The following is a 25,751-nucleotide window of genomic DNA, read 5'->3' as shown; positions in this document are numbered from 1 at the left end:
CTCGTCCCGTCACTTGCCGTTTGCGATGGACTTCAGGAAGGGCGCCGGCTGCAGCCGGTTGGCGACCAGGAAGTCCAGGTAGCGGGCGGCCGACTCCGCCCGATGGCGGTCATAGGCGTCGGGGTCGAAGTTGATGAGCGACTTCAAGCGGCTGCGGGTCAGCGGCATCGTGAGGTCGGCGGCGTCGGCATAGGGGACGCCGGTGTTCTCGCACAGCTCGCGCGTGCGGGAATCGATGGTGACCGTCAGGCCCATCCGCTCGGCCTGGATCGCCAGCGCGACGCCGTGATAGCGGCAGCCGATGGTCAGGTCCTGCTGGCGCAGAGTGTCCATCCAGGCCGGCACGTCATAGTAGGAACGCATGTAGTTGCGGCACCAGACCTTGAACTCCTCGAAGGAGTAGTGCGGCACGGTGTGGCGGTGGATTTCCTTCAGCGCATGCGGGTCGATTCCGTCGAACAGCCCGCGCGATGCGCGGATCATCTCGCCCATCGACTGCACGATGTACTGGCCGGGCGCGATGGGATCCATCATCAGGGCGATCAGTTGGTGCTCGATCTCCCGCGTCTTGACCCAGGCCTGATGGCCGCCGGCCACCGTGATCGAGCGCGGCAGGTCGAGCGCCGACCAGCTGGCGTGGATCTTCCGGCCCAGGCCCGGCGCCTGGTTGAGGAAATGCGACGGGCAGCCGCCGGGCAGCGAACCGGTGATGCCCAGCTTGTCCAACTGCGCCGTGGTGTAGGCACCGCGGGTGTAGATGTTGGGCGAGGTCGCGGAAGCCGGGTTCGAGGCCGCGATCACCTGCGCCCACCGCAGCGTGCCGGGGCTGAGTTCGATGTCGTGGTCGTAGCTGTTCGCCTGGGCGCCGAGGCCGATGGCGACGATGGGCAGTCCGGACTTCTCCAGATTCTCCGCCATCTGGCCGTAGTCGGTGTGGCGCCCCAGCTGGTTGGCGCAGGGAATGACGATGATGTCGGCGTTGTTCCGCAGCGTCTCGGCCGAAGAGCCCCAGCTGAAATGCTTCACCGGGTTGGCGATGTGGCTGCAGATTGAATGCACGAAGGCGAGGTTGCCGTTGTTGTGCCCGATGCCGTTGTACAGGTCGTCGAAGGCGGCGTTCGAATAGAGGCCGAGATTCGGCGTCTTCCACAGCACCGCGACGCGCAGAGGCTGGGACGACGCACGGCCGGCGGTCTGACTTGCGGTCTGGCCGGAAGAGTGCGGCCGGTCGACAGGAGTGTCGATGACGATGTCTTCAAGCATGTCGGCTCAAACCTCGGGTCGGTGGATGCTGGAAACTGACCGACGGTAAGCGCAGAAGAGGTAGGACTGCAAGTGACATCCGAAAAATACCACGGCTGATTCAACGAAAGACAGTGCTTAGACTTTCTAAGCAGTTTTTGTGCTCTGGATGTTTTGTATGATACTGGTGTCGATTGGCCGATGATCTTGCGAAGTTGCATAGAAATTCGAAAGATGTTCGATGACGGGATGAAGGGGGGTTGAAAGCAGGCAAAGGCCGTCCCATCTCTGGCGGCGTTCCTGGAAATCGAAGCGGGAACCAAGTGTCAGTCAGGGTGCCAGGAAAATTCGCCTGGGCGCCCCTTTAATGCGTTGTCAAAATTCCTATATAGTGTTCGTTGCGCCGTTGATGGCGCCGACCCCGACAGAAGGGCTTTCGCCCATATGACCGTTTGCAATTCCCTGGTTCGGCCGCGCTGACCGCCTGGCCCTGCCGCTCCTCTCCGGCCCTGCGGCTTGCTGGCTGCGGCGCCACCTTCCCCGGCGCGGCGCTGCCCGCGGGGCTGGAGAGGACCCCTCTTTGCCCGTTCCCGCACCGAGGCCCGGTGCACGCCGTCCGGCAGCGTCGAATGCCGGCAACGCAACGAACCAAAAATCCGACCTTCAACAGGACCGACCCGAACAACGCCGGGGCCTTCGCCCACGGCGCCGCTCCTGTCGGCTGGGAGAAAAAGAGACACCATGCAGCGCAACGCTGAAACCCGCACCGCTCAATCCGATACCGCCCCAACCCGTACCGCAGAAACCCGTATTTCCGAACCCCGTACTGCGGAACCGATGCAGCTCTATCTCCAGGATGCCCGCAAGTATCAGTACCTGACGCCGGAACAGGAACTCGATCTGGCCGTTCGCTGGCACGACCATCAGGACCCGGCCGCGCTCGACAAGCTGATCGGCAGCCATCTGCGTCTGGTCGTCAAGATGGCCCGCGGCTATCTCGGCTATGGCCTGCCGCTGGCCGATCTGGTGGCGGAGGGCAACGTCGGCGTGATGCAGGCGGCGCAAAAGTTCGATCCCGCCAAGGGGTTCCGCTTCGCCACCTACGCCTCCTGGTGGGTGCGTGCGGCGATCCAGGAGTATGTCCTGCACAACTGGTCGCTGGTGAAGATCGGCACCACCGCCGGGCAGAAGAAGCTGTTCTTCAGCCTGCGCCGCCTGAAGGCGCGGATGCAGGAACTGGAGAGTGGCGATCTGTCGCCGGAAGCGGTGGAGAGCATCGCGACCGAACTGAACGTGTCGAAGGCAGAGGTGGTGGAGATGAACCGCCGCCTGGGCAACGACCGCTCGCTGAACGTCGGCCTGTCGGAAGAGGGCGATGCCGAGTGGCAGGACCTGCTGGCCGACGAGCGGCCGGACCAGGAGACGACGCTTGCCGATTCCGAGGAACGCCGCCGGCGCCAGCAGTTCCTGAAGCTGGGGTTGGGCGTGCTGGACGACCGCGAGCGCCAGATTCTGGTGGCCCGCCGCCTGCGTGACGAGCCGCTGACGCTGGAGGAGCTGAGCCAGACCTTCCACGTCTCGCGCGAGCGTGTGCGGCAGTTGGAGGTGCGTGCCTTCGAGAAGCTCCAGAAGGCGGTGATCGCGACCGCAAGGACGGAGCAGGTGGCAATCGAGAAGAAGCGTCTGCTGACCAATGCCTGACCGGGCGGGTTGCGGCGATGTTTCGAAAAGGCGCGGCTTTTTAAACGCCGCGCCTTTCTTGTCAGGTGTCCAGGCAACCGCCCTTCGGCGCGACGGTGATGCGGATCAGCTCCGATCCGCCGCCGCCGAAGACGTTGCCGCCGGTATAGGTCAGGCAACCTTCATTGCGGTAGATGACCTGCAGCCGCTGGGCGTCGTTGCCGAAATAGAACGGGATCCAGCGCTTGCCGGTCTCGTGCCGGATCATGTTGTCGGGCGCGCCGATCAGGGTGGAGACCTCCTCCATCGTCATGCCGATCTGCAGCTTGGCGAAGCGGCTGCCGGGGGCGGGGGAGCCGATCACCTCGCCCTCGTACCGGCCGTCACGCGACTTCACCATCCGCGCGTCCGGCGTCGACGGCGCGGCGGAGGCGGTCGTCGCCGTTCCGTTGCTGCTGGCCGTGCCCTGCTGCTGCCCGGCGCAGCCGATCAGCAGCGCCACCGCGGACAATGCCGCCCAAGTCGTTTTCCCCACCATGTCTTTTCCTATTGGTTCTGTTCCGGCCGTGGCCATGTAGTGGCGACTATGAGGGCGATAACCGGTTGCCAGCATTGGCAAAGGCGGATGAGGAACGCCTGACCGGGGTAGTAACAACAGGCAGCCAGCCGGCCGCTCCACCGTTACGCCGCAGCCTCGACCTGCCGCTTGCCGCTGTAGTTCTTGAACAGGTCGTAATCGGTGTCGCACCGCACCTGCGCCAGCCCGGCCGCCTCCATCGCAGCGGTGATGACCTCCGGCTCCACGCAACGGTCGATGGTTTCCCAGTAATAGCGCATCAGCGTCCGCCCACTCTCGCCGCCGCCGCTGAGGCGTGAGACCGCCGGCACCACCATGCCGAGATAGGCGTTCATCAGGTGCCGGGTGACCGGGCGGCGCGGGCGGCCGATCTCCATCACCAGCACGGTGCCGCCGGGGCGGAGCACACGGCGGAACTCGCGGAAGGTGGCGGTCAGGTCGCCGACATGGCGCAACGCGTAGCCGATGGTGACCAGATCGACGCTGGCGTCGGCCAGCGGCAGCGCATCGGCCACGCCCTGGATCAGCGGGATGGGCAGGCTGCGCCGCGCCTCCGCCAGCATCGCTTCACTGAGGTCCAACCCGATGACGTCGTGGGGATTGCCGCAGAGCGCCACCGCCTCCCGCGCGACCAGACCGGTGCCGATGGCGACGTCCAGCACCCGCATGCCCGGCCGCAAGCCCGCCCGCCGCAGGCATTGCGCCCGGTACCAGGAGCCGGAGCCCAGCGCGAAGATCGCGTTGATGCGGTCGTAGTGGTGGGCGGTCCGGTTGAACAGCCCACGGACGAAATGCTGCCGTTGCGCCTTGTCGCCGTAATAGGCGTCCAGCACCGGATGCGGTTCGACGGCGGTGCCGACGCGGGGGGAGGGTTCGGTCGGCACGGCGGTGTCTCCTTCACGGCGCAGGCGGCAACGGCAAACGTCGTTGGCAACACACGCACCACGCATCCCCGGTTGAGCTGTTCGGCTACAGGCCGTGGGCATCTTGTGGGCGCGGAACCCGGCAGGCAAGTGGGTTTGCATGTCGCCAAATGGGTAATCACTCAAGCTAGTTGCGCAATCTCAAGTGCATTGGCGGAAATCGGCCAGCAGTGTGCGGTGTGAATGAAATCGTACTGAAACATTGCTGTGGAGCGTTACTGGCACAGTGAATGCTGATACCGGTAGCGAGTGGATATATCCTTCTGGCTAGGCCCCGGATAAAGGGCAGTGTCGGGGTTTTGTCCCTGGATTGCACGTGATGGGGTGCGATAAAATCTTCCCAGGAGTTACCGGCCGCGGCGCCAGAAACGGGTATCCACGTCGAACACCCCCAAAGCGGGACAAGCGAGAGAGCGGCAAAGCCCATGGTGTCGAACGGTTCCAACTACGATTGCGATGTCCTTGTGGTGGGTGGCGGGCCTGCCGGGTCGACCGCTGCGGCGCTGCTGGCCGGGAAGGGCCATCGGGTGACGCTGCTGGAAAAGGACCATCACCCGCGCTTCCACATCGGTGAATCCCTGCTTCCCTGCAACCTGCCCCTGCTGGAGCGGTTGGGCGTTCTGGAGGAGGTGGAGCGGGTCGGCATGCTGAAATATGGGGCGGAATTCGTGTCGCCCTATCACGGCAGGGCGGTCACCTTCGACTTCGCCAACGCCTGGGACAAGACCAAGCCCTATGCCTTTCAGGTCCGGCGGTCGGAATTCGACCACATCCTGATCCGCAACGCCGCCGCCAAGGGCGCCACCGTCGTCGAGGGCTGCAAGGTGACGGACGTCGACATTCAGGGCAGCGAGGGAACCATCGTCACAGCGCGGCAGGAGGACGGCACGGTCCGCACCCTGCGCACCCGCTTCCTGGTCGATGCGTCCGGCCGCGACACGCTTCTGGCGTCGCGCTTCGGCATCAAGCGGCGCAACGTCAAGCACAACAGCGCGGCGATGTTCGGCCATTTCACCGGCGCCAAACGGCTGCCGGGCAAGGCGGAAGGCAACATCACCGTCTTCTGGTTCGACCATGGCTGGTTCTGGTTCATCCCGCTGGCGGACGGCACCACCAGCGTCGGCGCGGTCTGCTGGCCCTATTACTTCAAGACGCGCAAGACCGACCAGACACGCTTTTTCCTCGACACCGTGGCGCTCTGCCCGGCGCTGGCGGAGCGGCTGGAGGGGGCGGAACTGACCGGCCCGGTGACGGGGACGGGCAACTTCTCCTACCAGGCGGACCGCATGTCGGGGCCGGGTTACGTCATGCTGGGCGACGCCTTCGCCTTCATCGACCCGGTGTTCTCCACCGGCGTCTATCTGGCGATGACCAGCGCCTTCGAAGGGGCCGAGGCGGTCGATGCCTGCCTGCGCGAGCCGGCGCGCCAGGAACAGGTGCTGAAGCATTTCGAGCGGACGGTGCGCCAGGGCATCGGCACCTTCTCCTGGTACATCTACCGGGTGACGACGCCGGCGCTGCGCAACCTGTTCATGGGACCGCGCAACGTCTTCCGGGTGGAGGAGGCGCTGCTGTCGCTTCTGGCCGGCGACGTCTTCCGCCCGTCGCCGATCAAGACGCGGCTGAAGATATTCAAGGCGATCTACTACATGAACGCCCTGCTGGACTTCAAAAGGAACTACATGGCATGGCGGAAACGGCGGCAGAACGTGCGCACCCCCGTGGGCGACGCGGTCTAGGGTTTCTCGGCACGGTCCGGCGGGCTTGGGAGTATCCCCTGTTCTATGTCCTGCTGTTCCTGTTCGGCCTGATGTCGCTGGCCTGGAGCCTCACGGCGGCGCTGATCGGTCCGCTTCTGCCGCGCCGGATCGCCGGGCCGCTCGGACGGCAGGCGATCAGGACGGGATTTCGCCTCTATCTCGGAACGCTGCGGGCCTGTGGGGTGCTGAGGACCGACCTGTCGGCGCTGGATTCGCTGAAGGGTGACGGCGGGCTGCTGATCTGCCCGAACCATCCGTCGATTCTGGATGCCGTGCTGCTGATCTCGCGCTTGCCGGACGTGGTGTGCATCGCCAAGGCCCCGGTTTACGACAACCTTCTCTTCGGCGGCGGAGCGCGGATGGCCGGCTATATCCGCAACGATGCGCCGAACTCGCTGGTCAAGATGGCGGCGCAGCGGGTGCGGGCGGGCCAACAACTGCTGATCTTCCCCGAAGGCACCCGGACGGAGCGGGCGCCGGTCAACCCGCTGAAGGGCGGCTTCGCGCTGATCGCCAAGACGGCGGGGGCGCCGGTGCAGACCGTCTTCATCGACGCCAACAGCAATTTCCTCGGCAAGGGCTGGCCGCTGTTCCGAAAGCCGGAATTCCCGCTGGTCTACACCGTCCGCCTCGGCCGCCGATTCGACCCTCCGGCCGAGGTGCGCGGGTTGGTCGAGGATCTGGAACGCCACTACAGGACAGAGCTGTGATACGCGACGCCTCATCCAGTCATCTGGTCCTGATCCCCAGCTACAACACCGGGCCGAAGCTGTTCGAGACGGTGCGGGATGCCCGCGCGCATTGGGCGCCGGTCTGGGTCGTCATCGACGGCAGCACCGACGGAACGGCGGCGGAACTGCGGGCGATGGCCGCCGAGGATCCGCATCTGCGCGTTCTGGAACTGCCGGCCAACCGCGGCAAGGGGGCCGCCGTCCTGCACGGGCTGGAGGAGGCGGAGCGCTGCGGCTTCACCCACGCGCTGACCATGGACGCCGACGGCCAGCATCCGGCTGACCGCATCCCGCAGTTCCAGGGGGTGTCGATAGCCAATCCCGACGCGCTGGTGCTGGGAAAGCCGGTGTTCGATGCCGGCGCGCCGCGGCTGCGGGTGGGCGGGCGCAAGATCTCCAACTGGTGGGCCAATCTGGAGACGCTGTGGGGTGGGATCGGCGATTCGCTGTTCGGCTTCCGTGTCTATCCGATCAAGCCGCTGCGCGCGGTGATGCGGCGCAATCCGTGGATGCGGCGCTTCGACTTCGATCCGGAGGCGGCGGTGCGGCTGTGCTGGGCCGGTCTGCCGACCATCAACGTGCCGGCCCCGGTCCGCTATTTCAAGGTGGAGGACGGCGGGGTTTCCCACTTCAACTATGTCCGGGACAACGCCCTGCTGACCTGGATGCACACGCGGCTGATGCTGGGTTTCATCGGCCGGCTGCCGATGCTGGCGATCCGGCGGGTGCGCTCCCGGCCGCTCAGATCATCCCTCCGTTGATCGAGACGATCTGGCCGGAGATGTAGGCGGCGCGGTCGGAGGCCAGGAAGGCGACGAGGTCGGCCACCTCCTCCGGCCGCCCGGCGCGCTTCATCGGCACCATCCGCTTGACCGTCTCGGCGTCGAAGGCGGCGTCGGCCATCGGCGAGGCGATGATGCCCGGCGCCACCGCGTTGACGGTGATGCCGCGTGGGGCCAACTCCAGCGCCAGCGACTTGGTGGCGCCATGCAGCCCGGCCTTGGCGGCGGCGTAGTTGGTCTGGCCGCGGTTGCCGGTGACGGCCGCCACCGACGACACATTGACGATCCGGCCCCAGCGTGTGCCGATCATCGGCATCAGCAGCGGCTGCGTCACGTTGAAGAAGCCGTTCAGCGATACGTCGATGACGCGGCCCCACTGCTCCCGCCGCATCGCCGGCATCACCGCGTCGTCGTGGATACCGGCATTGTTGACCAGGATTTGGATCGGGCCTGACTCCAGGACCCGTTCCAGGGCGGCGGCGGTGGCCTCCGCATCGGTGACGTCGAAGGCGATTGCTTCCGCCGATCCGCCGGATGCCGCGATCTCCGCCGCCAGCGCTTCGGCGCGGGCAGGGGAGCCGTTGGCGTGGACCAGCACATGGTGGCCGTCGGCGGCCAGTGCCTTGCTGATGGCGGCACCCAGGGCGCCGCTGCCGCCGGTGACGAGTGCGCGTTTCATGATTCTCCCATATCCGCACCGCCCGCGTCGATCACCACCGCCGCCCGGCCGCTCAGCAGATCGCGGCCGCCGGCCACGATAGAGAAGGCGTAGATCACGCGGCTGCCTTCGCCGGTCAGATTCTCGGCGTCGATGACCAGATCCTCCGTGATGTCGTCGAGCCGGGCGACATGGCAGGTGAGGTCGCGCAGGCTGGCGAGGTAGCCGGCGGCGGGGCGCTCGCCGCCGGCCGTCAGCCCTCCATGCACCGCCATCGCCTGGGACGCATATTCGACCCCGCACAGCGCGGCGAGCCGTCCCGCATGGCGCAAGGGGTTGGCCGGATCACGATGGCTGCGGGCGATGCAGCGGATGTGGCTGCGGTTCCAGGACAGCACGCCATTCAGCAGGCACATGGTGCCGGCGTGCGGGATCAGGGCGGCAATCTCATCGCGCGTCATCAGCATGGCGCGCCGACCCGCACCACTAGCCGGCTGCCCGGCGGCAGGTCGAGCACCACCGTTTCCGGAGCGCCGCCCGCGACGACCCGTGCCAGCGCCGCCAGCAGCGGCAGGGCGCGGCCGGTCGGGTTGCCGGTGCGCAGGGCTTCCAGCCCGACCTCGGCCATGCGGCTGACCGGCTCGTCCCGACGCGACAGGTCGATGTCGAGGCGGGCGAGGCAACGGTCGGTCGGCTGGGGGGTCAGCACCAGGGCGGTGCCGAAGATGCCGGCAATGGGACGGACCTTGTTCAACGGCTCCGGATAGGGCAGGTCGTAGGCGATCAGCCCGACGGTCCAGCCATCGGCCGAGACCTCCGCCGCCGCCTCCAGCAGGCCGGTCTGGAAGCTCTCGTCATGGGCCGACAGGCTGGTGGAGGGCTCGCGGCAGTGGGTGGCGATGCTCCAATAGCCGGCCGGCGCGTTGTGGACGGAGTTGTGGAAGCGGGTCGGCGAGATGTCGCGCTCCTCCGTCGCCAGCGTTTCCAGGATCTGGTGCAGAGTATCGGGATCGCCGCTGGAGGAGGTGAAGACGGTGGCGACGGTTGCCGGGTCGCGGCCGGCCCGCTCCAGCGCCTCCGCCCCCACCGCCATGGCGAGCTTGACGGTGGGCACGCTGCGGCGCCGTTCGGCCGGCGGCAGCAGCGGACTGGCGGCCAGCACGGCCGGTGTCGCGACATAGGGGCCGTCACCGGCCAGGATGGCGCGCGACTCCGCCCAGCCCGGAAGACCGGGGCCGAGCAGGCCGATGCCCTCGACATAGGCCCGCATCAGGTCGCCCACCCGAAGATCAGGCTGCTGTTGCTGCCCCCGAAGCCGAAGGAGTTGGTCATCACCCGGTCCAGCCGTCCGTTTTCGTTGGCTTGCAGGTAGCGACTGCGCACGGCGGGGTCGAGGGTACGGGTCTGCGGGCTTCCGGGGATCAGGCCGGTGCGCAGCGCCAGAACGCTGATGATCGCCTCGACGATGCCGGCGGCGCCCAGCGTGTGGCCGGTGTAGCCCTTGGTGGAACTGACCGGGATGCGGGTGCCGAGCAGGCCGGTGATGGCCTGATCCTCCGCCGCGTCGCCATAGGTGGTGGCTGTGCCGTGCAGGTTGACGTAGTCGATATCCTCCGGCCGCAGGCGGGCGCTGGCCAGCGCCCGCTCCATCGCCAGCCGGGCGCCCAGCCCTTCCGGATGCGGGGTCGACATGTGGTGCGCGTCGTTGCTCTCGCCGGCACCCAGCAGGTGGATGGTGCCGGGGGCCGGCTTGGGAGCCGTGCGCTCCAGCAGGGCAAAGCCGGCGCCCTCGCCGAGCGAGACGCCGCTGCGCTCCGCGTCGAAGGGCCGGCAGGGGGTGGGAGAGACCAGCTCCAGCGAATGGAAGCCGTATAGCGTCGTCAGGCACAGGCTGTCGGCCCCGCCGACCACCGCGGCGTCGCACAGGCCGGTGGCGATCATGCGGGCGGCGTTGGCGAAGACCTTCGAGGTCGTGGCGCAAGCGGAGGAGACGACGAAGGCCGGCCCCTCCAGGCCCAGGCGGCAGCGGACGAAGTCGGCGAGCGAGCCGGTGCTGTGGGTGGTGGCGAAGCTGAAGGCGGCGGGCAGGGCTCCCGTCTGCGGATCGCGCGCCCGGAAGGCCAGTTCGGCCGACAGGATGCCCGACGTGCTGGTGCCGAGGAATACCCCGATCCGGTCGGCGCCGTACCGCTCACGGGCCGCGGCGACCGCTTCGGCGAAGCCGTCCTGGTGCAGCGCCATTTCGGCCAGCCGGTTGTTGCGGCAGTCATAGCCGGCAAGCTCCGGCGGCAGGCGTATATCGTCCACCCCCGCCACCTCGCCGATGTGCGTGTCGAGCGTGACCGTTTCGAAGCTGCAAGGTTTCAGGCCGCCCCGGCCGCTGCGCAGAGCATCCAGGGTTGCATCCTGGCCGGCCCCAAGGCTGCTGACGATGCTCATATGGCTTAGGGAAAGTGGATGCACGATGAAATTCTTATGATCGTTGGGCAGGTAGAGCGGCGGATTGCGGTTTCATTTTCAGTGAAATGCTAGCATTGGAAAATTCATGCCCGGAAGGACAAATTTGGACTGAAGCGTTGCTTCGGCGGCCTATGAACAAGGTGTTGGCGAATGGTGTGCCCTGGCTCATCGGCAGAGCCTCCGTGGCGAAGCCCAGGTCGGCCAGCAGGGCGGACCACTCCGCCGCCGGGCGGTAGGTCAGGGGTTGGCGCCAGCGGCCACGGGCGGCGCAGGCGATCTGCTCCGCCCAGCGGGTGATTTGGAAGGGCAGGCCGCCGTCGGCATCCGCCTCCCGCAGCAGCAGCAGTCCGCCGGGCGGCAGCGCGTCGGCGCAGCGGGCGAGCATTGCCGCCTGTTCGCTCCGGCTGAGGTAGAGCAGCACGTCGAGGATGACGATGGCGTCGCATGGCGGCAGGTCGGCGTTGCGGACGTCGCCCTGGACGACGGCGTCGGCGCCCAACGCCGATTGGGCGATCCGCACCCGCCTGGGCGACAGTTCGACACCCTGCGTGGCGAGGGCGGCAGGAGGGGCGGGCCAGTCGGCCGGCCAGTCACCGGCTGCGTACCGCTCCGTCGCCGCGCGCAGCAATGCCGGCAGAACCCCTTGGCCGCAGCCGAGGTCGAGCAGCCGGCCATGGGCGGGCAGCAGGGGCTGGCTCAGCAGGTGGCGAAAGACGGGATCGCCGACCAGCTTGCCCTTGGCGAAATGCCAGGCGTAGCGACCGCAGCGGCGATAGGGCCGCGCGGCGGCGGCGACCAGATCGCGGAAGACGGCGTCAGTCATCGGCCACCACCTCCAGCGAAACGGCCGTCAGCCCACGGGCGGCCAATGTGTCGAGCAGGCGCGGCAGCACCGTCAGCACCACCGGCCGGCCGCCACCATCGCCATTGCCGTCGCGGGCGGCGGAGCCGTCATGCAGCATCAGCAGGTCACCGGGGGCGAGATCGCGGACGAGGCGCCGTTCCACCCCCGCCGGGTCGCGCCGCACCGCGTCGAAGCCGCGCCGCGTCCAGGTCGCCAGACGCAGGCCGAAGCCGGCGAGCACGGGGTCGAGCAGGGGATTGCGAAGGCCGGCCGGCGGCGTGAAGAAGCGCGGCGGCCGGCCGGCAAGGTCGGTCAGGATGCGTTGCGCCTCCCCAACCTCGCGGCGGATGGCGCCGATGCCCATGGCGGCGAAGCGGTGGGAATGGTGCCAGCTGTGGTTTTCCACCGTGTGCCCGCGCCGGACGATGGCGTCGATCAGGGCGGGGTGGCGGGCGGCACGGTCGGCGATGCAGAAGAAGCTTGCCTTGGCGTTCGCGCGGTCGAGTTGGTCGAGGACGGCGGGGGTCACCTCCGGATCGGGGCCGTCGTCGAAGCAGAGGCCGACTTCGCCCCGCTGCGCATTGGCCGCCGGCAGGCGTCGCAGGTTGGGTCCGAGCAGGCTGCTGCGCGGCCAGAGCCCGATGGCGCCAAGCAGGGCATGGTTGCCGGCCACCGCGGCCAGTGCCCAGGGCCATGCCGCGGGCAAAGCCGTCACACCGGCCAGGGCGGCGACGTGCAGGGCGGCCGAAGCGTGCAGCAGCGGCGATGGGGTCCAACGAAGCTCAGCCATGGCTTGGGGCCTCCGCTCCGGCTGGCTGCTGCCGGCTCAGCACCGCGGCGAAGGCGAGGCTGAGGAAGGCGCCGACGGCCACCGTCATGCCGATGCCATGCAGCACGGGGATGGCGGAAAAAGCCAGCGTGCCAAAGCCGATGACGGTGCAGAGGTTGGCGATGGCGACGGAGGCGACGGTGCGCTCGCGTAAGGCGACGGACGGCTCCGGCCGCTCGAACAGCAGGGAATAGTTGGAGCCGACACCGACCACCAGCAGCAGGCCCACCAGATGGAAGATCGTCAACGTCTGGCCCAGCGCGGTCAGCAGCGCCATGGTGATGACCACCGCCGCGGCCAGCGGCATCACCGCCGCGACCAGCGAGTGGACGGACCGCAGGGCCGCGGCCAGCAGCACCGTGATGGCAATGGCGCCGAGGACGGCCAGCGTCAGCGCCTCCTGCCTATAGGTGCGGTAGAGGCTGTCGGATTCGTCCTTCAGGTTCATCAGGACGGCGCCCTTCGCCGCCGGGTCGCCGGCCAGCCGGATGCTGAGCGCCTGCGGGTCGGTGACGCCGCGCAGGGGCAGCATGGCGGTCCAGCCGGTGCCGGTGCGGACCAACAGGGAGTCGAATTTCAGCTTTAGGCTGGTGCCGTCCAGGCTGGCCTTGGTCAACAGCGGTTGTGTCCGCGCCTTTTCGGCGTCAGCCAGGAAGGGCGCAAAGGCATCGGGGCGGAAGGGCAGACCTTGCAGGGCTTGGGTCAGGGTGGCGCGCAGTTGGTCGGGCAGCGGCAGGGCGGCTTGGCGGGCGCGTTGGGTCGCCTGACTCGGAAGGACGAGGGCGGGGGAGTCGTAGCCGGCGATCAGATGGTCGCGGGCCAGTGCCTCCAGCGGGGCGGACAGGCGTTCGGCGGCGGCCAGCGCCTCGTCCACCGTCGGCGCGCTGGTGACCAGCAGATGGCCGGCGTCGGGGGCGCCGAGGTCGCGGCGCAGCGTTTCGTCAAGCCGTTGGTCGGCTTCAGAGATCGGGCTGAGGCTGGACAGTTCCGCCGACCAGACGGTCGGGCCCTGATAGGCCAGCCATGCCAGAGACAGCAGCGTCACGGCGGCCAGCGGCAGGCGCAAGGCCGGGGCGGCACGGGTCAAGGCGGTCAGCAGCGGCGCCAGCCTTGCCGGGCGTTCGGTGGAGTAGTCCTGTGGCAGCAGGACCGGCAGCACCCAGCGGGTAACCGCCAATGCCACCACCAGCCCGGTGATCGAGAAGAGGCCGAGCTGCGCCAAGCCGCTGAAGCTGGAGAACAGCATCGTGCCGAAGCCGACGACGGAGGTCGCAACCCCCAGCAGCAATGTCGGCCAGATGCGGAGAAGGGTGCGGCGCGCCGGGCTGCCCGGCTGGGTCTGGGTGAACAGGTAGATGGCGTAATCGACGCTCTCGCCCAGCAGGGTGACGCCGAAGCCCAGCGTGATGCCATGCACGGTGCCGAAGCCCAGTCCAACCGCCGCGACCCCGGCCAGCGCACCGGTCGCCGCCGGAAGCAGCGACAGGGCCAATGCGCGAATAGATCGGTAGACCAGCAGAAGGACGCCGGCCACCAGCAGCGTGGCGATGATGGAGGATCGGGTGGCGTCCGCCTCGATCCGGTCGCGGGTCTGGACGGAGAAGACGGCCGGTCCGGTCATCACCAGCCGGGCGGGGCCGGTCGTCGCCTCTGCCTCGTCGAAGGCGCCGCGGATCAGGTCGAGCGTCTTCTGCTGGGCGTCCATGTCGAAGCCGGGGGCGGTGGTCTGCACCAGCAGCAGCGCCCGCGCCCCGTCGGACGACACCCACACGCCGTCACGGCTGGCGGGGCCGGCAGAATCACCCAGCATCCGGTCGGTCAGGCGCAGGATCTCGGCGGTGGGGTCAGCCGAGAGAGCCTGCTTCAGCGCCATGCCGGCGGGCGATTGCAGAAGGCGCAGGTCGTTCTGCAGGGCTTCGTGCAGACCGTCGACGGTGAAGCGGTCGGCGGTGACGCCGGGACTGAGCAGATAGCGGTTGGTCCAGAGATAGGCGCCGTCGGCACCGCGTCCGGTCCGCTCGCCATTCTCCACGGCGGCGATCAGCGGGTTGCCGCGCAGACGGGCGGCGAGGTCGCGGCTGACCCCGGTCAGGTGATCCGGCTCGGCGCCTTCGATGGCGATCAGGATCAGGCGGGAGACGACGCCGTCGCGCAGTTGGTCGACCAGCAACTGCTGGGTGGCGGAGGGGGAGCGCGGCAGGAAGGCGGACAGGTCGGCGGTGACCGGCGTGCGCTCCACCAGCAGGTCGCAGGCGATCAGCCCGGCCAGCCACAGCGCGATCGCCCATCCGCCCCGTCGCACCGCAGCGGTCATGCCGGATCCGGCTGGATGTTCATGACGGAGCGGTCGCCGTCGGCCTGGAGGACCTCGATCCGGCGGATCGTCGTGTCGCCGCCGGCGATGACGATGCGCTGGACGATCTTGCGCGCCTCCTCCGCCCGGGGGGTCAGCTGCATGCGCCAGTCCTGCGGCGCGCCTTCCAGGGCCACTTCGTAAAAGCGCATGATGGAGGGAACGTCGCCGCGCAGGGTGGCGCGGATGCTCTCCACATAGGTCTGGATTTCCGGCATGGCCGAGACCGACAGCGTGCGGGACGCCCCGTCCGCCTGGGTCAGGGTCAGTCGGTCGCCCTCCAGCCGCAGGCCTTCCGGCTGGGGCTGCAGGGTGCGCTTTTCCAGGAAATCCGGACGGCGGTAGCTGAGCGTGCCGCTGCTTTCCAGCGGGGCAGTCAGCATGCCGATCTCGCGCGTTTCGGTGAAGCGGGCATTGGAACTGGGGATTTTGGCGAAGCCGGCGAACAAATCCTCCAGGCCCCAGGATTCGGCCGCCGGGGCCGGCAGGGCGATGCCCGACAGCAGGAGGGCGGCCAAGCCCGCCAGGATTGGGCGGCGGGCCGGTCTATTTCCAGAAATCATAGAAATTGAACCAGTTGTAGGGGGAGGACAGGGCGTGCTGCTCCAGCCGGTCGGCGAAGCGCCCGGCCGCCCAGCGGACAAGGCCCGGCCGGTCCTGCACCGGCACATCCGAGAAATCGGCGATGCGCTCGAAATGGACGTCGTAGCGTCGGCCTCCCTGATAGATCCCGACCATCAGCACCACCGGCCGCTTCAGCATCGCCGCCAGCTGGAAGGGACCGAGCGCGAAGCCGGCCGGCTGGCCGAGGAAGGGCAGGCGGACCTCCTCCTCCCCGTCCAGGGTGCGGTCGGCGAGCATGCCGACGAAATGGCCCTGGTCCAGCCTTTCGCGCACGCGCAGCATCGAATCCGGCCGGCCCAGCCCGATCACCTCCATCGACAGCAGCGGGTTGATCGCGTTGAGGACCGAGTTGATCTTGCGGGCATTCTCCTCGTACATCACCAGACTGACGCGCAGGTCGCGCTGGCGGTGGCCCAGCATGCGGATCGCCTCGAAGCTGCCCATATGGGCGCCGAGCAGAAGACAGCCCTCCCCCCGCTGCATCAGGTCGATGACGATGTCCTCGCCATGGACGCGGATGTCGAAATCGTCGGACTGGTCGTTCAGGAAGAAGACGCGGTCGAGCAGGCAGGCGGCGAAGACGTGATAGTGCCGGAACAGGTCGCCGAAGCTGGGGGTGCGGCCCAGCGCCTTTGACAGGAACAGCGCCGACGCCCGGCGCGGCTTGCGCGAGAACAGCACGAAATAGAGGCAGATCGGATAGAGCAGCAGCCGCGCCGCCCGCCGGCCGAGCCGCAGGGCGACCCAGACGATGAACTTGATGGCGGTCGTCGTGCTGCGCTCCGGCCGGTTCATCCACTCCTTGCGGCGACGGCGGCGCGGCGGTGGCGCGGCGATGGGAGAGGCCGTGGCGTCCGCTGCCGGCTTGGCGCGCAGGGGGATCTTCATGAGGTCACGCTGCCGGTCAACATGGTGGCGGTCATCACGGGACGGCCCGCCACGCTGCCGGAGAAGGCGATGGCGCCGGTCGGGCTGGCCTGCCATTCGACCAGCATGCGGTCGCCGGGGCGGACCGGGTGCAGGAACTTGGCGGCGCGCAGGCGGCACGGGCCGGGAGCGAGGTCTTCCGCCGTGGCGATGGCGGCCAGGGCGGTGTCGAGCAGGACGGCCCCGGGAATGATCGGGTTGCCGGGGAAATGCCCGGCGGCGGTGGGATGGTCGGCGGGGAAGTGGATGTCGGTCTGGTTGGGCACGGCGGCGGCACCTAGTCGGGTCGGCTGTCGTCGAGCATCCGCAGCAGGGCCTCGCGCGGCAGTTTGCCGGTCGGGTTGCGCGGCAGGGCATCGACAAAACGCAGGGGGCGCGGCAGGAAGATCGGGTCGATCCGCTCGCGCAGGCGGGCCAGCAGGGTCTCGGCGGTCAGGCCGGGGGCGACCACCAGGGCGGCGAGGCGGGTGGTCCCGCTTTCCCCCTCCCGTGGCATGAAGAAAACGCCGTCTATCACGCCCTCGACCGAATTCAGATGGTGGTTGAGGAAGGCGAGCGAGCTGCGCTTGCCGGCGATGTTGACCTGATCGGCGGAGCGGCCGTGCAGGATGAAGCGGGTGTCGCTCTTCAGCTCGATCACGTCGGCCAGCAGGGTCTCGCCGTCGAGGAAGTCACCGGAGGCCCAGGTGCCTTGTTCGTCCTGGCGCAGGCGGATGCCGTCGATGCAGAGCCACTCCGCCGTGGCGCTGGTGCGGCGGACGGCGAGCTGACCGGTCTCCGAACAGCCGTAGATCTCGTGCAGCGGGGCGCCCAGCTTCGCCTCGGCGTCGATGGCGAGCTGCGGGGCCAGGGGGGCGGTGGCGCAGAGGATGAAGTCCAGCGGGGGCAGATCGGTGCCGTCGGCGAGCAGGGCCTGGAGGTGAACCGGGGTGGTCACCAGGATGCGGCGGCCGGGGAGATCGGCGAGGCTGGCGGCAATGTCGGCGGGAAAGAGCGGTCGGCCGCCATGCAGGACCAGACCATGCTGGAGCGCCAGCAGGATGACCGATTCCAGGCCGTACATGTGCTGGTGCGGCACGGTGCCGACCAGACAACAGGTGGAGGGGCCGGCGGAGCCGAGATTTGCGATCTCCAGCGCGGTGCCGGCGCCATGGACGCTGCGCACCAGGGTGCCCCAGCTTTTCACCTGCGGCATCGGCCGGCCAGTGGAGCCGGAGGTGAAGGCGATGGCCGCCACCTGATCGGCCGGGAAGGCAAGGTCGGTGTCGATGGGCGGAGCGGACAGGCTGTCGAGACCGCCGGAGGGAAGCGCCTGGATGCAGGTCATGCCGGGGTAGGTTGCGCCTGCATCGGTCAGGCAGATCAGGCCGGGATAGCTCTCTTCCAGTTGGCGCAGCGTGGCCGGGGTGTCGTTGGGGGGATGCAGGCTGATCTGCCGGCGCAGCAGGGCCGCACCGAGAGCGACGGCGAATCCCAGGCGGTCGCCGCACAGGTTCAGCAGATAGGCGCCGTCCGGCAGCCGGCGGGCCAGATCGCGCACTGCGGCGAGGTAGGTCCGCACCGTCACCGGCCGGCCGTCATGCAGGGCGAGCAGGTCGTCGGGACCGCCGTGGCGCAGCAGCGGCAGGCGCGTGGTGGACAGCATCGTCATGGGTTTGGCCGCTCCGAAAAGACGCGGACGACGTCGGCGATGGAGCCGTGGGAGTAATTCCAGAACTTGCGCAGGCGGTAGGCGTATTCGGTCAGGAACATCGCGGCGACCAGAGGCAGGTCTAGGACGTTGATGAAGAAGGACCAGACCGTCGGCGGAGCGAAGGCGAACAGCAGGGCCGACATCGCCAGCTGGCCGGCGAAGAACAGGCACCAGGCGATGGTGACGCGACGGGTATAGACCAGCATCTCGTCGGTCAGGCTGCCGCGGATGCGCCGGGCGATCCAGGTGATCAGCGGCTCCCGCCCGGCCAGCAGGGTGCGGCCGAACAGGACGAGCAGGCCGACATAGATCGCGGCATGGCTGATCGCCGAGGCGGCCAGCAACCCGTCGCGGGCGGAGCGCCAGGACAGGCCGAACAGGGCGATGGCGCCGGCCAGCGCGATCCAGCGGAAGCGCGGCGCGGCCCGGCCGACCACCAGTCCGGTGACCCCGGCCTGCACCAGCGCCAGCACCAGCGCGGTGTCGGCGTCGAGATCGGCGACGATGGCGCCATGGACCAGCAGGGGATAGAGCGCGAAGAGCGACAGGCCGGCGCCCACCGCGGCCCCTCCCCTGGTCCAGGCGGCGGCGGACGGCATCAGGCGGCTTTGAGCTGTTGGATGTGGCTGTTCAAGGTGCGCAGGGAGGAGAAGATCTTCGTGTTGTTCTCGTCGTCCGCCCGCAGCTTCACCCCGTAGGTCTTGGAGACGGCGAGCGCCACCTCCAGGATGTCGATGGAATCGAGCCCCAGCCCTTCGCCATAGAGGGGGGCGTCCGGGTCGATGTCCTCCGGGTCGGCTTCCAGGGTGAGGGTGTTCACGATCAGCGTCGCCAATTCAAGTTCGGTCGGCGACAGGGTCTGCAAGTCACTCATCATGCCTCACTAAAGCAACGCCTGCCGCTTCTGGGATATTCTACCCCTTTGGATATAACCATTGGGTATAGAACGCCGTATTTAAGTGGCAGGATTCGCAATTTCAGATGTCACGATAGCTAGGCACCCGGAGCCGCGCCATCATTATTTTGGAGTGATCAATTTGTTTTGTTAAAGATTGAGTTTCTTTGAATCGGTGGTGGTTGGGGGCGAGTGGCAGCCTAGGAGTGGAACATTTGGAACGCTATGGAACAGTTTTGGGCGGGGTGTTCAGTGTTTCATTCTCCCTCTCCCCCCCCGGGGAGAGGGTCGGGGTGAGGGGGATGCATTGCGTGGATTTGGTGGAAATCGGGGGGTGCGGGATGCTTGCAGATCCTCGCCACGCATCCCCCTCACCCTAACCCTCTCCCCGGGGGGGAGAGGGGATAGTCGCGGGTGGGAATGAGGGAGGAGTTGATCCGGAAACTCTAATCCCGAGCCCGGCGCCACACCACTGAAAGCTTCAAAAACGCCCTGCCTCAGCGGGCCAGCAACCGGTCGATCGCGGCGCGGTCGGGCAGGGAGGGGATGGCGCCGGGGGCGGTGGTGGTCAACGCGCCGGCGGCGTTGGCGAAGCGGCAGATGTCGCGCAGGCGGTCGGGGGTGAAGGCGGTGTCCACATCCTCAAGGATGCCGGCCAGGAGTGCGGCGACGAAGGCGTCGCCGGCGCCGGTGGTGTCGACGGCGGTGACGGCCATCCCCGGCACATGGCCCGAGGCGTGGGCGGTCAGGAAGGTGCAGCCGTTGCGGCCATGCGTCACCACCAGAAGCCGCAAGCCGTCATGCCACAGGCTGCGGCCGGCGGTGTCTGGATCGGTGCTGCCGGTCAGGAATTCCAGTTCCTCGTCGCTCAGCTTGACGATGGCGGCGGCGGCAATGCCCTGGCGGATCAGGCGTTCCGCCGTTGCGCGGTCGGGCCAGAGGGCGAGGCGCAGGTTGGCGTCGAAGGAGACCAGCCGGCCATGGCTGCGTGCCGTTTGAACTGCAAGCAGGCTGGCTTCGCGCGCGGCCGGATCGATCAGGCCGATGGAGCCACAATGAAGCAGACGGGCCGCCGCGATGGCGTCGAGGTCGAGGTCGGTGGTGGAGAAGCCGGCCATCGGCTCGCCATAGAACAGGAACTCCCGCTCCCCCTCCTCGTCGAGGGAGACGAAGGCGACGGGGGTCTTGGTATCAGGAACGAGGCGCAGGCGGGACACGTCGACGCCGGCGTTGGTCAGTGCGCGCGCCAGGAAGCGGCCGAAGCCGTCCGCCGCCGTCCGGCCCATGAAGGCGCTGCGCACCCCCAGCCGGGCCAGCCCGACCGCGACGTTGGCCGGCGCGCCGCCCGGCGCCGGATCGAAGGCGCCGATCACGCCGGGCTGCGCCGGGCCGGCGGGCATGAAGTCGATCAGCACCTCGCCCAAGCACAGCACGTCGGGGCAAATCACGTCGGGTGACGGCATGGCGGTCATGGCGGGGTCGTCCTTCAGTTGGAGACGCCGGCATAGCGGGCGAGCACGGCGCGGGTGCCGTCCGTCCACAGGGCGCGCAGGGCGGTGGAGAAGGCGTCGCGGAAGGGCTGCGCCCGGCCGACCTCGCCATAGACGTCGTCCATGCCGAGCCACGCCGTCGGCTCGGTGCGGGCCTGGCGGGCGACGGCGGTCAGGCGGTCCCAGTTGGGATCGTTCGGCTCGATCGGCTGGCCGTCGTCGGTCGTGCCGAAGCAGTAGCGGCACCACAGCGCCGATTCCAGCGCCAGACCTTCGATGCCGGCGCCGGCCTTCAGCCGGTCGGCGATGGACGGGACGATGAATTTCGGCTGGCGGTTGGAACCGTCCAGGCAGAGCCGGCGGATGGTGTCCTTGATCTTGGGGTTGGCGAAGCGGCGCTCGATGATGCCGAAATAGCTGGCAAGGTCGGTGCCCGGCACCGGCGGCACGGTCGGGATGATCTCCTCCTGCTCGATCTTCTGCAGGAAGGCGCGGATCAGCGGGGTTTCCATCGCCTCGTGCGCGTAGGTGATGCCGAGCAGGCCGGCGGGATAGGCAATCACCGCATGGCCGCCGTTTAGGATGCGGATCTTCATCGTCTCGAAGGGCGTCACGTCGGGGACGAACTGCACGCCCACCGCTTCCAGCGCCGGACGGCCGGCGGAGAAGCGGTCCTCCAGCACCCATTGGGTGAAGTCCTCGCAGAAGACCGGCCAGTTGTCGGCGATGCCGAAATCGCGGTCGAGCGTCTCGCGCTCCTGCACGCCGGTGGCAGGCGTGATGCGGTCGACCATGCCATTGGGGAAGGCGACTTCGGCGTCGATCCAGGCGGCGAGGCCGGCGTCGATGCCCTTGGCGATGCCCAGCACGGCGTTGCGGGTGACGACGCCGTTGTGGGGGATGTTGTCGCAGGACATGACGGTGAAGGGCACCGTGCCGGCGGCGCGGCGGCGGGCCAGACCGGCGACGATCAGGCCGAAGATTGTGGTCGGCCGGGCGGGCACGGCGATGTCGGCGCGGATGGCCGGATGGTTGGCGTCGAACTTGCCGGCGGCGTCGATGTAATAGCCGCCCTCCGTCACCGTCAGCGAGACGATGCGGATGGCGGGATCGGCCAACTTGGCGATGATGGCGTCGGCGTCGCCGACCGGCAGCATGCCGATCATGGCGCCGGTGACGCGGGCGAGGCTCTGCGCGCCGGATTGCTCGACCACGGTGGTCAGCCAATCCTGGCCCTCCAGCGCGTCGCGCATGCGCTGGTCCGACGGCATCACCCCGGCGCCGAGGATGGCCCAGTCATGGTCGCGGCCCTGGGCGAACAGGCTGTCGAGATAGACCGCCTGATGGGCGCGGTGGAAGTTGCCGACGCCGAAATGCAGGATCCCGGCGGTCAGGGCGGAACGGTCGTAGGCCGGCACCGAAGCGCGGGCGGCGATGTCGGGGAGGGTGGCGGCGGAAAGGGCGATGGTCATGGCGGGGGTCCTGCGGGGGATCGGGGGATCCTCCCTCTCCCCCCGCTCACGCGCAAACTTCGTTTGCGCTGACGCGACAGGCGGACCTTTGGTCCGCCGAAAGCGGGGAGAGGGTCGGGGTAGGGGGATGCGTGGCGTGGATTCGGTGGGGTGCGAGGAGTGTTCGATTCTTGAGGGTCCTCGCTGTGCGTCCCCCTCACCCTAACCCTCTCCCCGGGGGGGAGAGGGGACTCTTCCCAGGGGAGAGGGGATCACGGGGCGGGAGAGGGAAGTTCTTCAACTCATCCAATTGCCGCCGTCGACGTTGTAGGTTTGGGCGACGATGTAGCCGGCCTCACGGCTGGCCAGGAAGATCGCCATGCCGGTCAGATCCTCGGCCCGGCCCATGCGGCCGAAGGGGACCGCTTCGCCGACTTGGCGCTTCTTCTCGCCGGGCTGGAGGCCCTCATGTTTGGCGAACAGGGCGTCGACGCCGTCCCAATGCTCGCCATCCACCACGCCGGGGGCGATGGCGTTGACGTTGATGCCGTGCTTGATGAGGTTCAGGCCGGCCGACTGGGTCAGGCTGATGACCGCCGCCTTGGTGGCGCAATAGACGCCGACCAGCGCTTCGCCCCGCCGCCCGGCCTGGGAGGCCATGTTGATGATCTTGCCGCCGCGGCCCTGCGCGATCATCTGCTTCGCCACCGCCTGCAGCGTGAACAGCGTGCCGGCGACGTTGATCGAGAACAGGCGGTCGTAGCTCTCCCGCGTGATCTCGACGATGGGGGCGAGGTCGAACAGGGCGGCGTTGTTGATCAGGATGTCGATGCCGCCGGCCCGCTCCACCACCGTGGCGACCGCCGCGTCGATGGAGGACTGGTCGGTCACGTCCAGTGCCACGGCATAGGCGCCCGGACCGATCTCCGCCGCCGCCTGCTCCGCCGCGGCGAGGTTGATGTCGGCAATGGCGACGGTGGCGCCCTCCGCGACATAGGCGGCGGCGAAGGCGCGGCCGATGCCGCGGGCGGCGCCGGTGATGATGGCCGATTTGCCGTCGAGACGTTTCATGGAGGTGGAGCCTTTCATGCCACTTTGACTTCGGCGGCGCCGGGCAGGGCGTTGCCCTGGGCGTCGAAGCGGTGGAGCTTTTCGGTCAGCGGCGTCAGCCAGACGCGGTCGCCGTGATGGACGGGGAACTCGCCGCCGGCCCGCGCCACCATCGTGCCGATGCCGTCCACCTGCACATAGACGAAGGTGTCGGAGCCCAGATGTTCGGACACGGTGACGGTGCCGGACCAGCGGCCGCTTTCGGTCGACAGCGCCAGATGTTCGGGACGGATGCCGATGCAGTCGGCGCCGTCGCCGCGCGCCGCCTCGCCCTCGATGAAGTTCATGCGGGGGGAGCCGATGAAGCCGGCGACGAAGCGGTTGCGCGGGCGGCTGTAGAGGTCGATGGGGGAGCCCACCTGCTCGATCCGGCCGGCGTTCAGCACCACGATCTTGTCGGCCATGGTCATGGCCTCCACCTGATCGTGGGTCACATAGATCATGGTGGTGCCGAGGCTGGCGTGCAGCTCGGAGATCTCCAGCCGCATGTTGACGCGCAGCGCGGCGTCGAGGTTCGACAGCGGCTCGTCGAACAGGAAGGCGGTCGGCTCGCGGACGATGGCGCGGCCGATGGCGACGCGCTGGCGCTGGCCGCCGGAGAGCTGGCCGGGGCGGCGGTCGAGATAGCTGGTCAGGTTCAGGACCTTGGCCGCCGCCTCCACCTTGCGGTCGATGGCGGCCTTGTCCAGCCGGGCCATCTTCAGCGGGAAGGCGATGTTGTTGCGCACGGTCATGTGCGGATAGAGCGCGTAGGACTGGAACACCATTGCCAGCCCGCGCTGGGCCGGCGGCAGGGCGGTGGCGTCCTTGCCGTCGATGCGGATGGAGCCGGACGACACGTCCTCCAGCCCCGCGATCAGGCGCAGCAGCGTGGACTTGCCGCAGCCGGACGGGCCGACGAACACCACGAACTCGCCATTGCCGATGGTGAGGTCCAGCGGTGGGATGACGGCGATGTCGCCGAAGCTCTTGGTGACGCGGTCGAGCGTGATCTGTCCCATAGCGGGGTCCCCCTACTTCACGGCGCCGAAGGTCAGGCCGCGCACCAGCTGCTTCTGGCTGAACCAGCCGAGAACCAGGATCGGCGCGACCGCCATGGTCGAGGCGGCCGACAGTTTCGCGTAGAACAACCCTTCCGGGCTGGAGTAGCTGGCGATGAAGGCGGTCAGCGGCGCCGATTGCGAGGCGGACAGGTTCAGCGTCCAGAAGGCCTCGTTCCACGCCAGGATGATGTTCAGCAACAGGGTGGAGGCGATGCCGGGCACCGCCATCGGCAGCAGGACGAACAGGATCTCGTCGCGCAGGCCGGCGCCGTCCATGCGGGCGGCTTCCAGGATCTCGCCGGGAATTTCACGGAAATAGGTGAACAGCATCCAGACGATGATCGGCAGGTTGATGAGCGTCAGCACGATGACCAGACCGACGCGGGTGTCGAGAAGCCCGAAATCGCGGAACAGCAGGTAGATCGGGATCAGCACGCCGACCGGCGGCAGCATCTTGGTCGACAGCATCCACATCAGCACGTCGCGGGTGCGCTTGCCGGGTACGAAGGCCATCGACCACGCGGCCGGAACCGCGATCATCAGGCCGATCAGCGTCGAGCCGACCGAGATGACCACCGAGTTCCAGAAATGGAGGAAATAGTCGGAGCGCTGCTGCACCTCCGTGTAATTCTCCAGCGTCCAGTGGAAGGCGAGGAAGGAGGGTGGGCTGGCGATGGCCTCGGCTTCGGTCTTGAAGCTGGTCAGCGCGGTCCACAGGATGGGGAAGAAGATCACGATCCCGATGGTCCAGGCGACCAGGGTCACGACCAGCTTCTGGCGGTTGGTTGCGGCGCGCGCCATGGTCAGATGTCCAGGTTGCGGCCGATCATCCTCATCAGGAAGACGGCGACGATGTTGGCGAGGACGACGGCGACGATGCCGCCGGCGGAGCCGCCGCCGACATCGAACTGCAGCAGCGACTGGGCATAGACGAGGTAGGTGATGTTGGTGGTGGCGGTGCCGGGGCCGCCGTTGGTCGTCACCAGGATCTCGGCGAAGACCGACAGCAGGAAGATGGTCTGGATCAGCGTCACCACCGTCATCGCACGCGCCAGATGGGGCAGGATGATGTGGATGAAGCGGTCCACCGCGCCGGCGCCGTCCATCTCCGCCGCTTCAAGCCTTTCGCTGTCGAGCGATTGCAGGGCGGTCAGCAGGATCAGCGTGGCGAAGGGCAGCCACTGCCACGTCACGATCAGGATGATCGAGGACAGCGGCGCCTCGGCCAGGAAGTCGAAGGGCTGGAGGCCCAGCCCCCTGGCGATGGCGGCGAACAGGCCGTTCACCGGGTTCATCAGCATGTTCTTCCACACCAGCGCCGAGACGGTGGGCATGACGAAGAAGGGAGCGATGATCAGCAGGCGGACGATCCCCCGCCCCCAGAAGGGCCGGTCGAGCAGCAGGGCCAGCCCGATCCCGCCGGCGATGGTCAGCACCAGCACCCCGCCAACGAGCGTCAGCGTGTTGCCGAGCGCAGCGAAGAAGGCCGGATCGGTCAGGAAATACTGGTAGTTCAGCGTGCCGATCCACTCCTCCTGCCCCGGCATCAGCAGGTTGTAGCGCAGGAAGGAGAAGTAGAGCGTCATCGCGAGCGGGATCAGCATCCAGCCGAGCAGCAGGACGACGGCCGGAGACATCGTCAGGCGCGCGGCTGCACGCGAATGGGCGGTGGCCATGGC

26 protein-coding genes are annotated in these 25,751 nt (G+C 68.1%); 4 read left to right on the top strand and 22 right to left on the bottom strand.

Going from position 1 to position 25,751, the window contains the following annotated elements; translation table 11 throughout:
* Positions 1-9: 9 nt before the first annotated feature.
* Positions 10-1,263, bottom strand: a complete 1,254-nt coding sequence (locus ACCD06_RS31480; protein WP_413346159.1) for a polysaccharide pyruvyl transferase family protein — start codon at positions 1,261-1,263, stop codon at positions 10-12.
* A 720-nt stretch (positions 1,264-1,983) separates the two neighbouring features.
* On the opposite strand from ACCD06_RS31480, the gene rpoH reads away from it, so the two are divergent.
* Positions 1,984-2,943: an RNA polymerase sigma factor RpoH gene (rpoH, locus tag ACCD06_RS31475; RefSeq protein ID WP_109073748.1), complete on the top strand. Its 960-nt coding sequence runs from the start codon at positions 1,984-1,986 to the stop codon at positions 2,941-2,943.
* Between the two features lie 61 nt (positions 2,944-3,004).
* Here the strand turns inward: rpoH and ACCD06_RS31470 are convergent, their stop codons facing one another.
* Positions 3,005-3,460 (bottom strand): hypothetical protein, encoded by a 456-nt coding sequence (locus tag ACCD06_RS31470; RefSeq protein ID WP_252140839.1) that lies wholly within the window; start codon positions 3,458-3,460, stop codon positions 3,005-3,007.
* A 143-nt stretch (positions 3,461-3,603) separates the two neighbouring features.
* Positions 3,604-4,383 carry a class I SAM-dependent methyltransferase gene (locus ACCD06_RS31465; RefSeq protein ID WP_413346157.1) on the bottom strand — a complete coding sequence of 260 codons (780 nt, stop codon included), beginning with the start codon at positions 4,381-4,383 and terminating at the stop codon, positions 3,604-3,606.
* A gap of 464 nt (positions 4,384-4,847) precedes the next feature.
* On the opposite strand from ACCD06_RS31465, the gene ACCD06_RS31460 reads away from it, so the two are divergent.
* Genes ACCD06_RS31460 through ACCD06_RS31450 form a run of 3 tightly spaced genes read left to right on the top strand, consistent with a single transcriptional unit; the run spans position 4,848 to position 7,674 of the window.
* Positions 4,848-6,161: an NAD(P)/FAD-dependent oxidoreductase gene (locus ACCD06_RS31460; RefSeq protein WP_413346154.1), complete on the top strand. Its 1,314-nt coding sequence runs from the start codon at positions 4,848-4,850 to the stop codon at positions 6,159-6,161.
* Entirely contained in the window at positions 6,110-6,892 is a 783-nt protein-coding gene (locus ACCD06_RS31455; protein WP_136701773.1) for a lysophospholipid acyltransferase family protein, read from the top strand. Before ACCD06_RS31460 ends, ACCD06_RS31455 begins: the two co-directional genes overlap by 52 nt.
* A complete protein-coding gene (locus ACCD06_RS31450; protein WP_413346151.1) occupies positions 6,889-7,674 on the top strand; it encodes a glycosyltransferase family 2 protein in 786 nt (261 codons plus the stop codon). Before ACCD06_RS31455 ends, ACCD06_RS31450 begins: the two co-directional genes overlap by 4 nt.
* Here ACCD06_RS31450 and fabG read toward each other — a convergent pair.
* The 19 genes from fabG to ACCD06_RS31355 all read right to left on the bottom strand — a co-directional run bounded on the left by fabG (position 7,655) and on the right by ACCD06_RS31355 (position 25,748).
* Entirely contained in the window at positions 7,655-8,374 is a 720-nt protein-coding gene (fabG, locus tag ACCD06_RS31445) for a 3-oxoacyl-ACP reductase FabG (RefSeq protein WP_136701774.1), read from the bottom strand. The genes ACCD06_RS31450 and fabG overlap by 20 nt on opposite strands.
* Positions 8,371-8,814: a hypothetical protein gene (locus ACCD06_RS31440; RefSeq protein WP_413346148.1), complete on the bottom strand. Its 444-nt coding sequence runs from the start codon at positions 8,812-8,814 to the stop codon at positions 8,371-8,373. The genes fabG and ACCD06_RS31440 overlap by 4 nt, the downstream gene beginning before the upstream one ends.
* Complete coding sequence (locus ACCD06_RS31435; RefSeq protein ID WP_413346146.1) at positions 8,814-9,635, bottom strand: beta-ketoacyl synthase chain length factor; 822 nt, start codon at positions 9,633-9,635, stop codon at positions 8,814-8,816. The genes ACCD06_RS31440 and ACCD06_RS31435 overlap by 1 nt, the downstream gene beginning before the upstream one ends.
* Positions 9,623-10,792 (bottom strand): beta-ketoacyl-[acyl-carrier-protein] synthase family protein, encoded by a 1,170-nt coding sequence (locus ACCD06_RS31430; protein ID WP_413346144.1) that lies wholly within the window; start codon positions 10,790-10,792, stop codon positions 9,623-9,625. Before ACCD06_RS31430 ends, ACCD06_RS31435 begins: the two co-directional genes overlap by 13 nt.
* Positions 10,793-10,826: 34 nt before the next feature.
* Positions 10,827-11,636 (bottom strand): class I SAM-dependent methyltransferase, encoded by an 810-nt coding sequence (locus ACCD06_RS31425; RefSeq protein WP_413346142.1) that lies wholly within the window; start codon positions 11,634-11,636, stop codon positions 10,827-10,829.
* Positions 11,629-12,447, bottom strand: coding sequence for a polysaccharide deacetylase family protein (locus ACCD06_RS31420; RefSeq protein WP_413346140.1), 819 nt, complete (start codon positions 12,445-12,447; stop codon positions 11,629-11,631). The genes ACCD06_RS31425 and ACCD06_RS31420 overlap by 8 nt, the downstream gene beginning before the upstream one ends.
* Complete coding sequence (locus ACCD06_RS31415; protein ID WP_413346138.1) at positions 12,440-14,800, bottom strand: MMPL family transporter; 2,361 nt, start codon at positions 14,798-14,800, stop codon at positions 12,440-12,442. The genes ACCD06_RS31420 and ACCD06_RS31415 overlap by 8 nt, the downstream gene beginning before the upstream one ends.
* Complete coding sequence (locus ACCD06_RS31410) at positions 14,797-15,357, bottom strand: LolA family protein (RefSeq protein WP_413346136.1); 561 nt, start codon at positions 15,355-15,357, stop codon at positions 14,797-14,799. Before ACCD06_RS31410 ends, ACCD06_RS31415 begins: the two co-directional genes overlap by 4 nt.
* 28 nt (positions 15,358-15,385) lie before the next feature.
* Entirely contained in the window at positions 15,386-16,351 is a 966-nt protein-coding gene (locus tag ACCD06_RS31405; protein WP_413346134.1) for a hypothetical protein, read from the bottom strand.
* Positions 16,348-16,656, bottom strand: a complete 309-nt coding sequence (locus ACCD06_RS31400) for a hypothetical protein (RefSeq protein WP_211103429.1) — start codon at positions 16,654-16,656, stop codon at positions 16,348-16,350. Before ACCD06_RS31400 ends, ACCD06_RS31405 begins: the two co-directional genes overlap by 4 nt.
* A gap of 11 nt (positions 16,657-16,667) precedes the next feature.
* Positions 16,668-18,041 (bottom strand): AMP-binding protein, encoded by a 1,374-nt coding sequence (locus ACCD06_RS31395; RefSeq protein ID WP_413346132.1) that lies wholly within the window; start codon positions 18,039-18,041, stop codon positions 16,668-16,670.
* A complete protein-coding gene (locus ACCD06_RS31390) occupies positions 18,038-18,682 on the bottom strand; it encodes a hypothetical protein (protein WP_413346130.1) in 645 nt (214 codons plus the stop codon). Before ACCD06_RS31390 ends, ACCD06_RS31395 begins: the two co-directional genes overlap by 4 nt.
* The gene (locus ACCD06_RS31385; RefSeq protein ID WP_109073762.1) at positions 18,682-18,960 is read right to left on the bottom strand and encodes a phosphopantetheine-binding protein; all 279 of its coding nucleotides are present in this window, start codon (positions 18,958-18,960) and stop codon (positions 18,682-18,684) included. The genes ACCD06_RS31390 and ACCD06_RS31385 overlap by 1 nt, the downstream gene beginning before the upstream one ends.
* Before the next feature lie 515 nt (positions 18,961-19,475).
* Positions 19,476-20,450, bottom strand: coding sequence for a carbohydrate kinase family protein (locus ACCD06_RS31380; protein ID WP_413346127.1), 975 nt, complete (start codon positions 20,448-20,450; stop codon positions 19,476-19,478).
* A 14-nt stretch (positions 20,451-20,464) separates the two neighbouring features.
* Positions 20,465-21,940, bottom strand: a complete 1,476-nt coding sequence (locus tag ACCD06_RS31375; RefSeq protein WP_413346125.1) for a mannitol dehydrogenase family protein — start codon at positions 21,938-21,940, stop codon at positions 20,465-20,467.
* Positions 21,941-22,216: 276 nt separating this feature from the next.
* Positions 22,217-22,990, bottom strand: coding sequence for an L-iditol 2-dehydrogenase (locus ACCD06_RS31370; RefSeq protein WP_413346123.1), 774 nt, complete (start codon positions 22,988-22,990; stop codon positions 22,217-22,219).
* A gap of 14 nt (positions 22,991-23,004) precedes the next feature.
* On the bottom strand, positions 23,005-24,030 hold the full coding sequence (locus ACCD06_RS31365; protein ID WP_413346121.1) for an ABC transporter ATP-binding protein: 1,026 nt from the start codon (positions 24,028-24,030) through the stop codon (positions 23,005-23,007).
* Positions 24,031-24,042: 12 nt separating this feature from the next.
* Positions 24,043-24,873 (bottom strand): carbohydrate ABC transporter permease, encoded by an 831-nt coding sequence (locus tag ACCD06_RS31360; RefSeq protein ID WP_413346119.1) that lies wholly within the window; start codon positions 24,871-24,873, stop codon positions 24,043-24,045.
* Between the two features lie 2 nt (positions 24,874-24,875).
* Positions 24,876-25,748, bottom strand: a complete 873-nt coding sequence (locus ACCD06_RS31355; RefSeq protein ID WP_413346117.1) for a carbohydrate ABC transporter permease — start codon at positions 25,746-25,748, stop codon at positions 24,876-24,878.
* Between the last annotated feature and the right edge of the window lie 3 nt (positions 25,749-25,751).

Origin of the sequence: Azospirillum sp. CT11-132 (genome assembly GCF_047302835.1) — a bacterium.
Classification (GTDB): Bacteria; Pseudomonadota; Alphaproteobacteria; order Azospirillales; family Azospirillaceae; genus Azospirillum.
Note: the sequence above shows the minus strand (reverse complement) of the source record. Positions and strands in the feature narration are given on the sequence as shown.

Excerpts from the sequence above, each read along its gene's own strand:
- ACCD06_RS31480 (WP_413346159.1), bottom strand. The coding sequence starts at position 1,263 with ATGCTTGAAGACATCGTCATCGACACTCCTGTCGACCGGCCGCACTCT.
- rpoH (WP_109073748.1), top strand. The coding sequence starts at position 1,984 with ATGCAGCGCAACGCTGAAACCCGCACCGCTCAATCCGATACCGCCCCA.
- ACCD06_RS31470 (WP_252140839.1), bottom strand. The coding sequence starts at position 3,460 with ATGGTGGGGAAAACGACTTGGGCGGCATTGTCCGCGGTGGCGCTGCTG.
- ACCD06_RS31460 (WP_413346154.1), top strand. The coding sequence starts at position 4,848 with ATGGTGTCGAACGGTTCCAACTACGATTGCGATGTCCTTGTGGTGGGT.
- ACCD06_RS31455 (WP_136701773.1), top strand. The coding sequence starts at position 6,110 with ATGGCGGAAACGGCGGCAGAACGTGCGCACCCCCGTGGGCGACGCGGT.
- fabG (WP_136701774.1), bottom strand. The coding sequence starts at position 8,374 with ATGAAACGCGCACTCGTCACCGGCGGCAGCGGCGCCCTGGGTGCCGCC.
- ACCD06_RS31440 (WP_413346148.1), bottom strand. The coding sequence starts at position 8,814 with ATGACGCGCGATGAGATTGCCGCCCTGATCCCGCACGCCGGCACCATG.
- ACCD06_RS31430 (WP_413346144.1), bottom strand. The coding sequence starts at position 10,792 with ATGAGCATCGTCAGCAGCCTTGGGGCCGGCCAGGATGCAACCCTGGAT.
- ACCD06_RS31425 (WP_413346142.1), bottom strand. The coding sequence starts at position 11,636 with ATGACTGACGCCGTCTTCCGCGATCTGGTCGCCGCCGCCGCGCGGCCC.
- ACCD06_RS31420 (WP_413346140.1), bottom strand. The coding sequence starts at position 12,447 with ATGGCTGAGCTTCGTTGGACCCCATCGCCGCTGCTGCACGCTTCGGCC.
- ACCD06_RS31415 (WP_413346138.1), bottom strand. The coding sequence starts at position 14,800 with ATGACCGCTGCGGTGCGACGGGGCGGATGGGCGATCGCGCTGTGGCTG.
- ACCD06_RS31405 (WP_413346134.1), bottom strand. The coding sequence starts at position 16,351 with ATGAAGATCCCCCTGCGCGCCAAGCCGGCAGCGGACGCCACGGCCTCT.
- ACCD06_RS31395 (WP_413346132.1), bottom strand. The coding sequence starts at position 18,041 with ATGACGATGCTGTCCACCACGCGCCTGCCGCTGCTGCGCCACGGCGGT.
- ACCD06_RS31390 (WP_413346130.1), bottom strand. The coding sequence starts at position 18,682 with ATGCCGTCCGCCGCCGCCTGGACCAGGGGAGGGGCCGCGGTGGGCGCC.
- ACCD06_RS31385 (WP_109073762.1), bottom strand. The coding sequence starts at position 18,960 with ATGATGAGTGACTTGCAGACCCTGTCGCCGACCGAACTTGAATTGGCG.
- ACCD06_RS31380 (WP_413346127.1), bottom strand. The coding sequence starts at position 20,450 with ATGACCGCCATGCCGTCACCCGACGTGATTTGCCCCGACGTGCTGTGC.
- ACCD06_RS31375 (WP_413346125.1), bottom strand. The coding sequence starts at position 21,940 with ATGACCATCGCCCTTTCCGCCGCCACCCTCCCCGACATCGCCGCCCGC.
- ACCD06_RS31370 (WP_413346123.1), bottom strand. The coding sequence starts at position 22,990 with ATGAAACGTCTCGACGGCAAATCGGCCATCATCACCGGCGCCGCCCGC.
- ACCD06_RS31365 (WP_413346121.1), bottom strand. The coding sequence starts at position 24,030 with ATGGGACAGATCACGCTCGACCGCGTCACCAAGAGCTTCGGCGACATC.
- ACCD06_RS31360 (WP_413346119.1), bottom strand. The coding sequence starts at position 24,873 with ATGGCGCGCGCCGCAACCAACCGCCAGAAGCTGGTCGTGACCCTGGTC.
- ACCD06_RS31355 (WP_413346117.1), bottom strand. The coding sequence starts at position 25,748 with ATGGCCACCGCCCATTCGCGTGCAGCCGCGCGCCTGACGATGTCTCCG.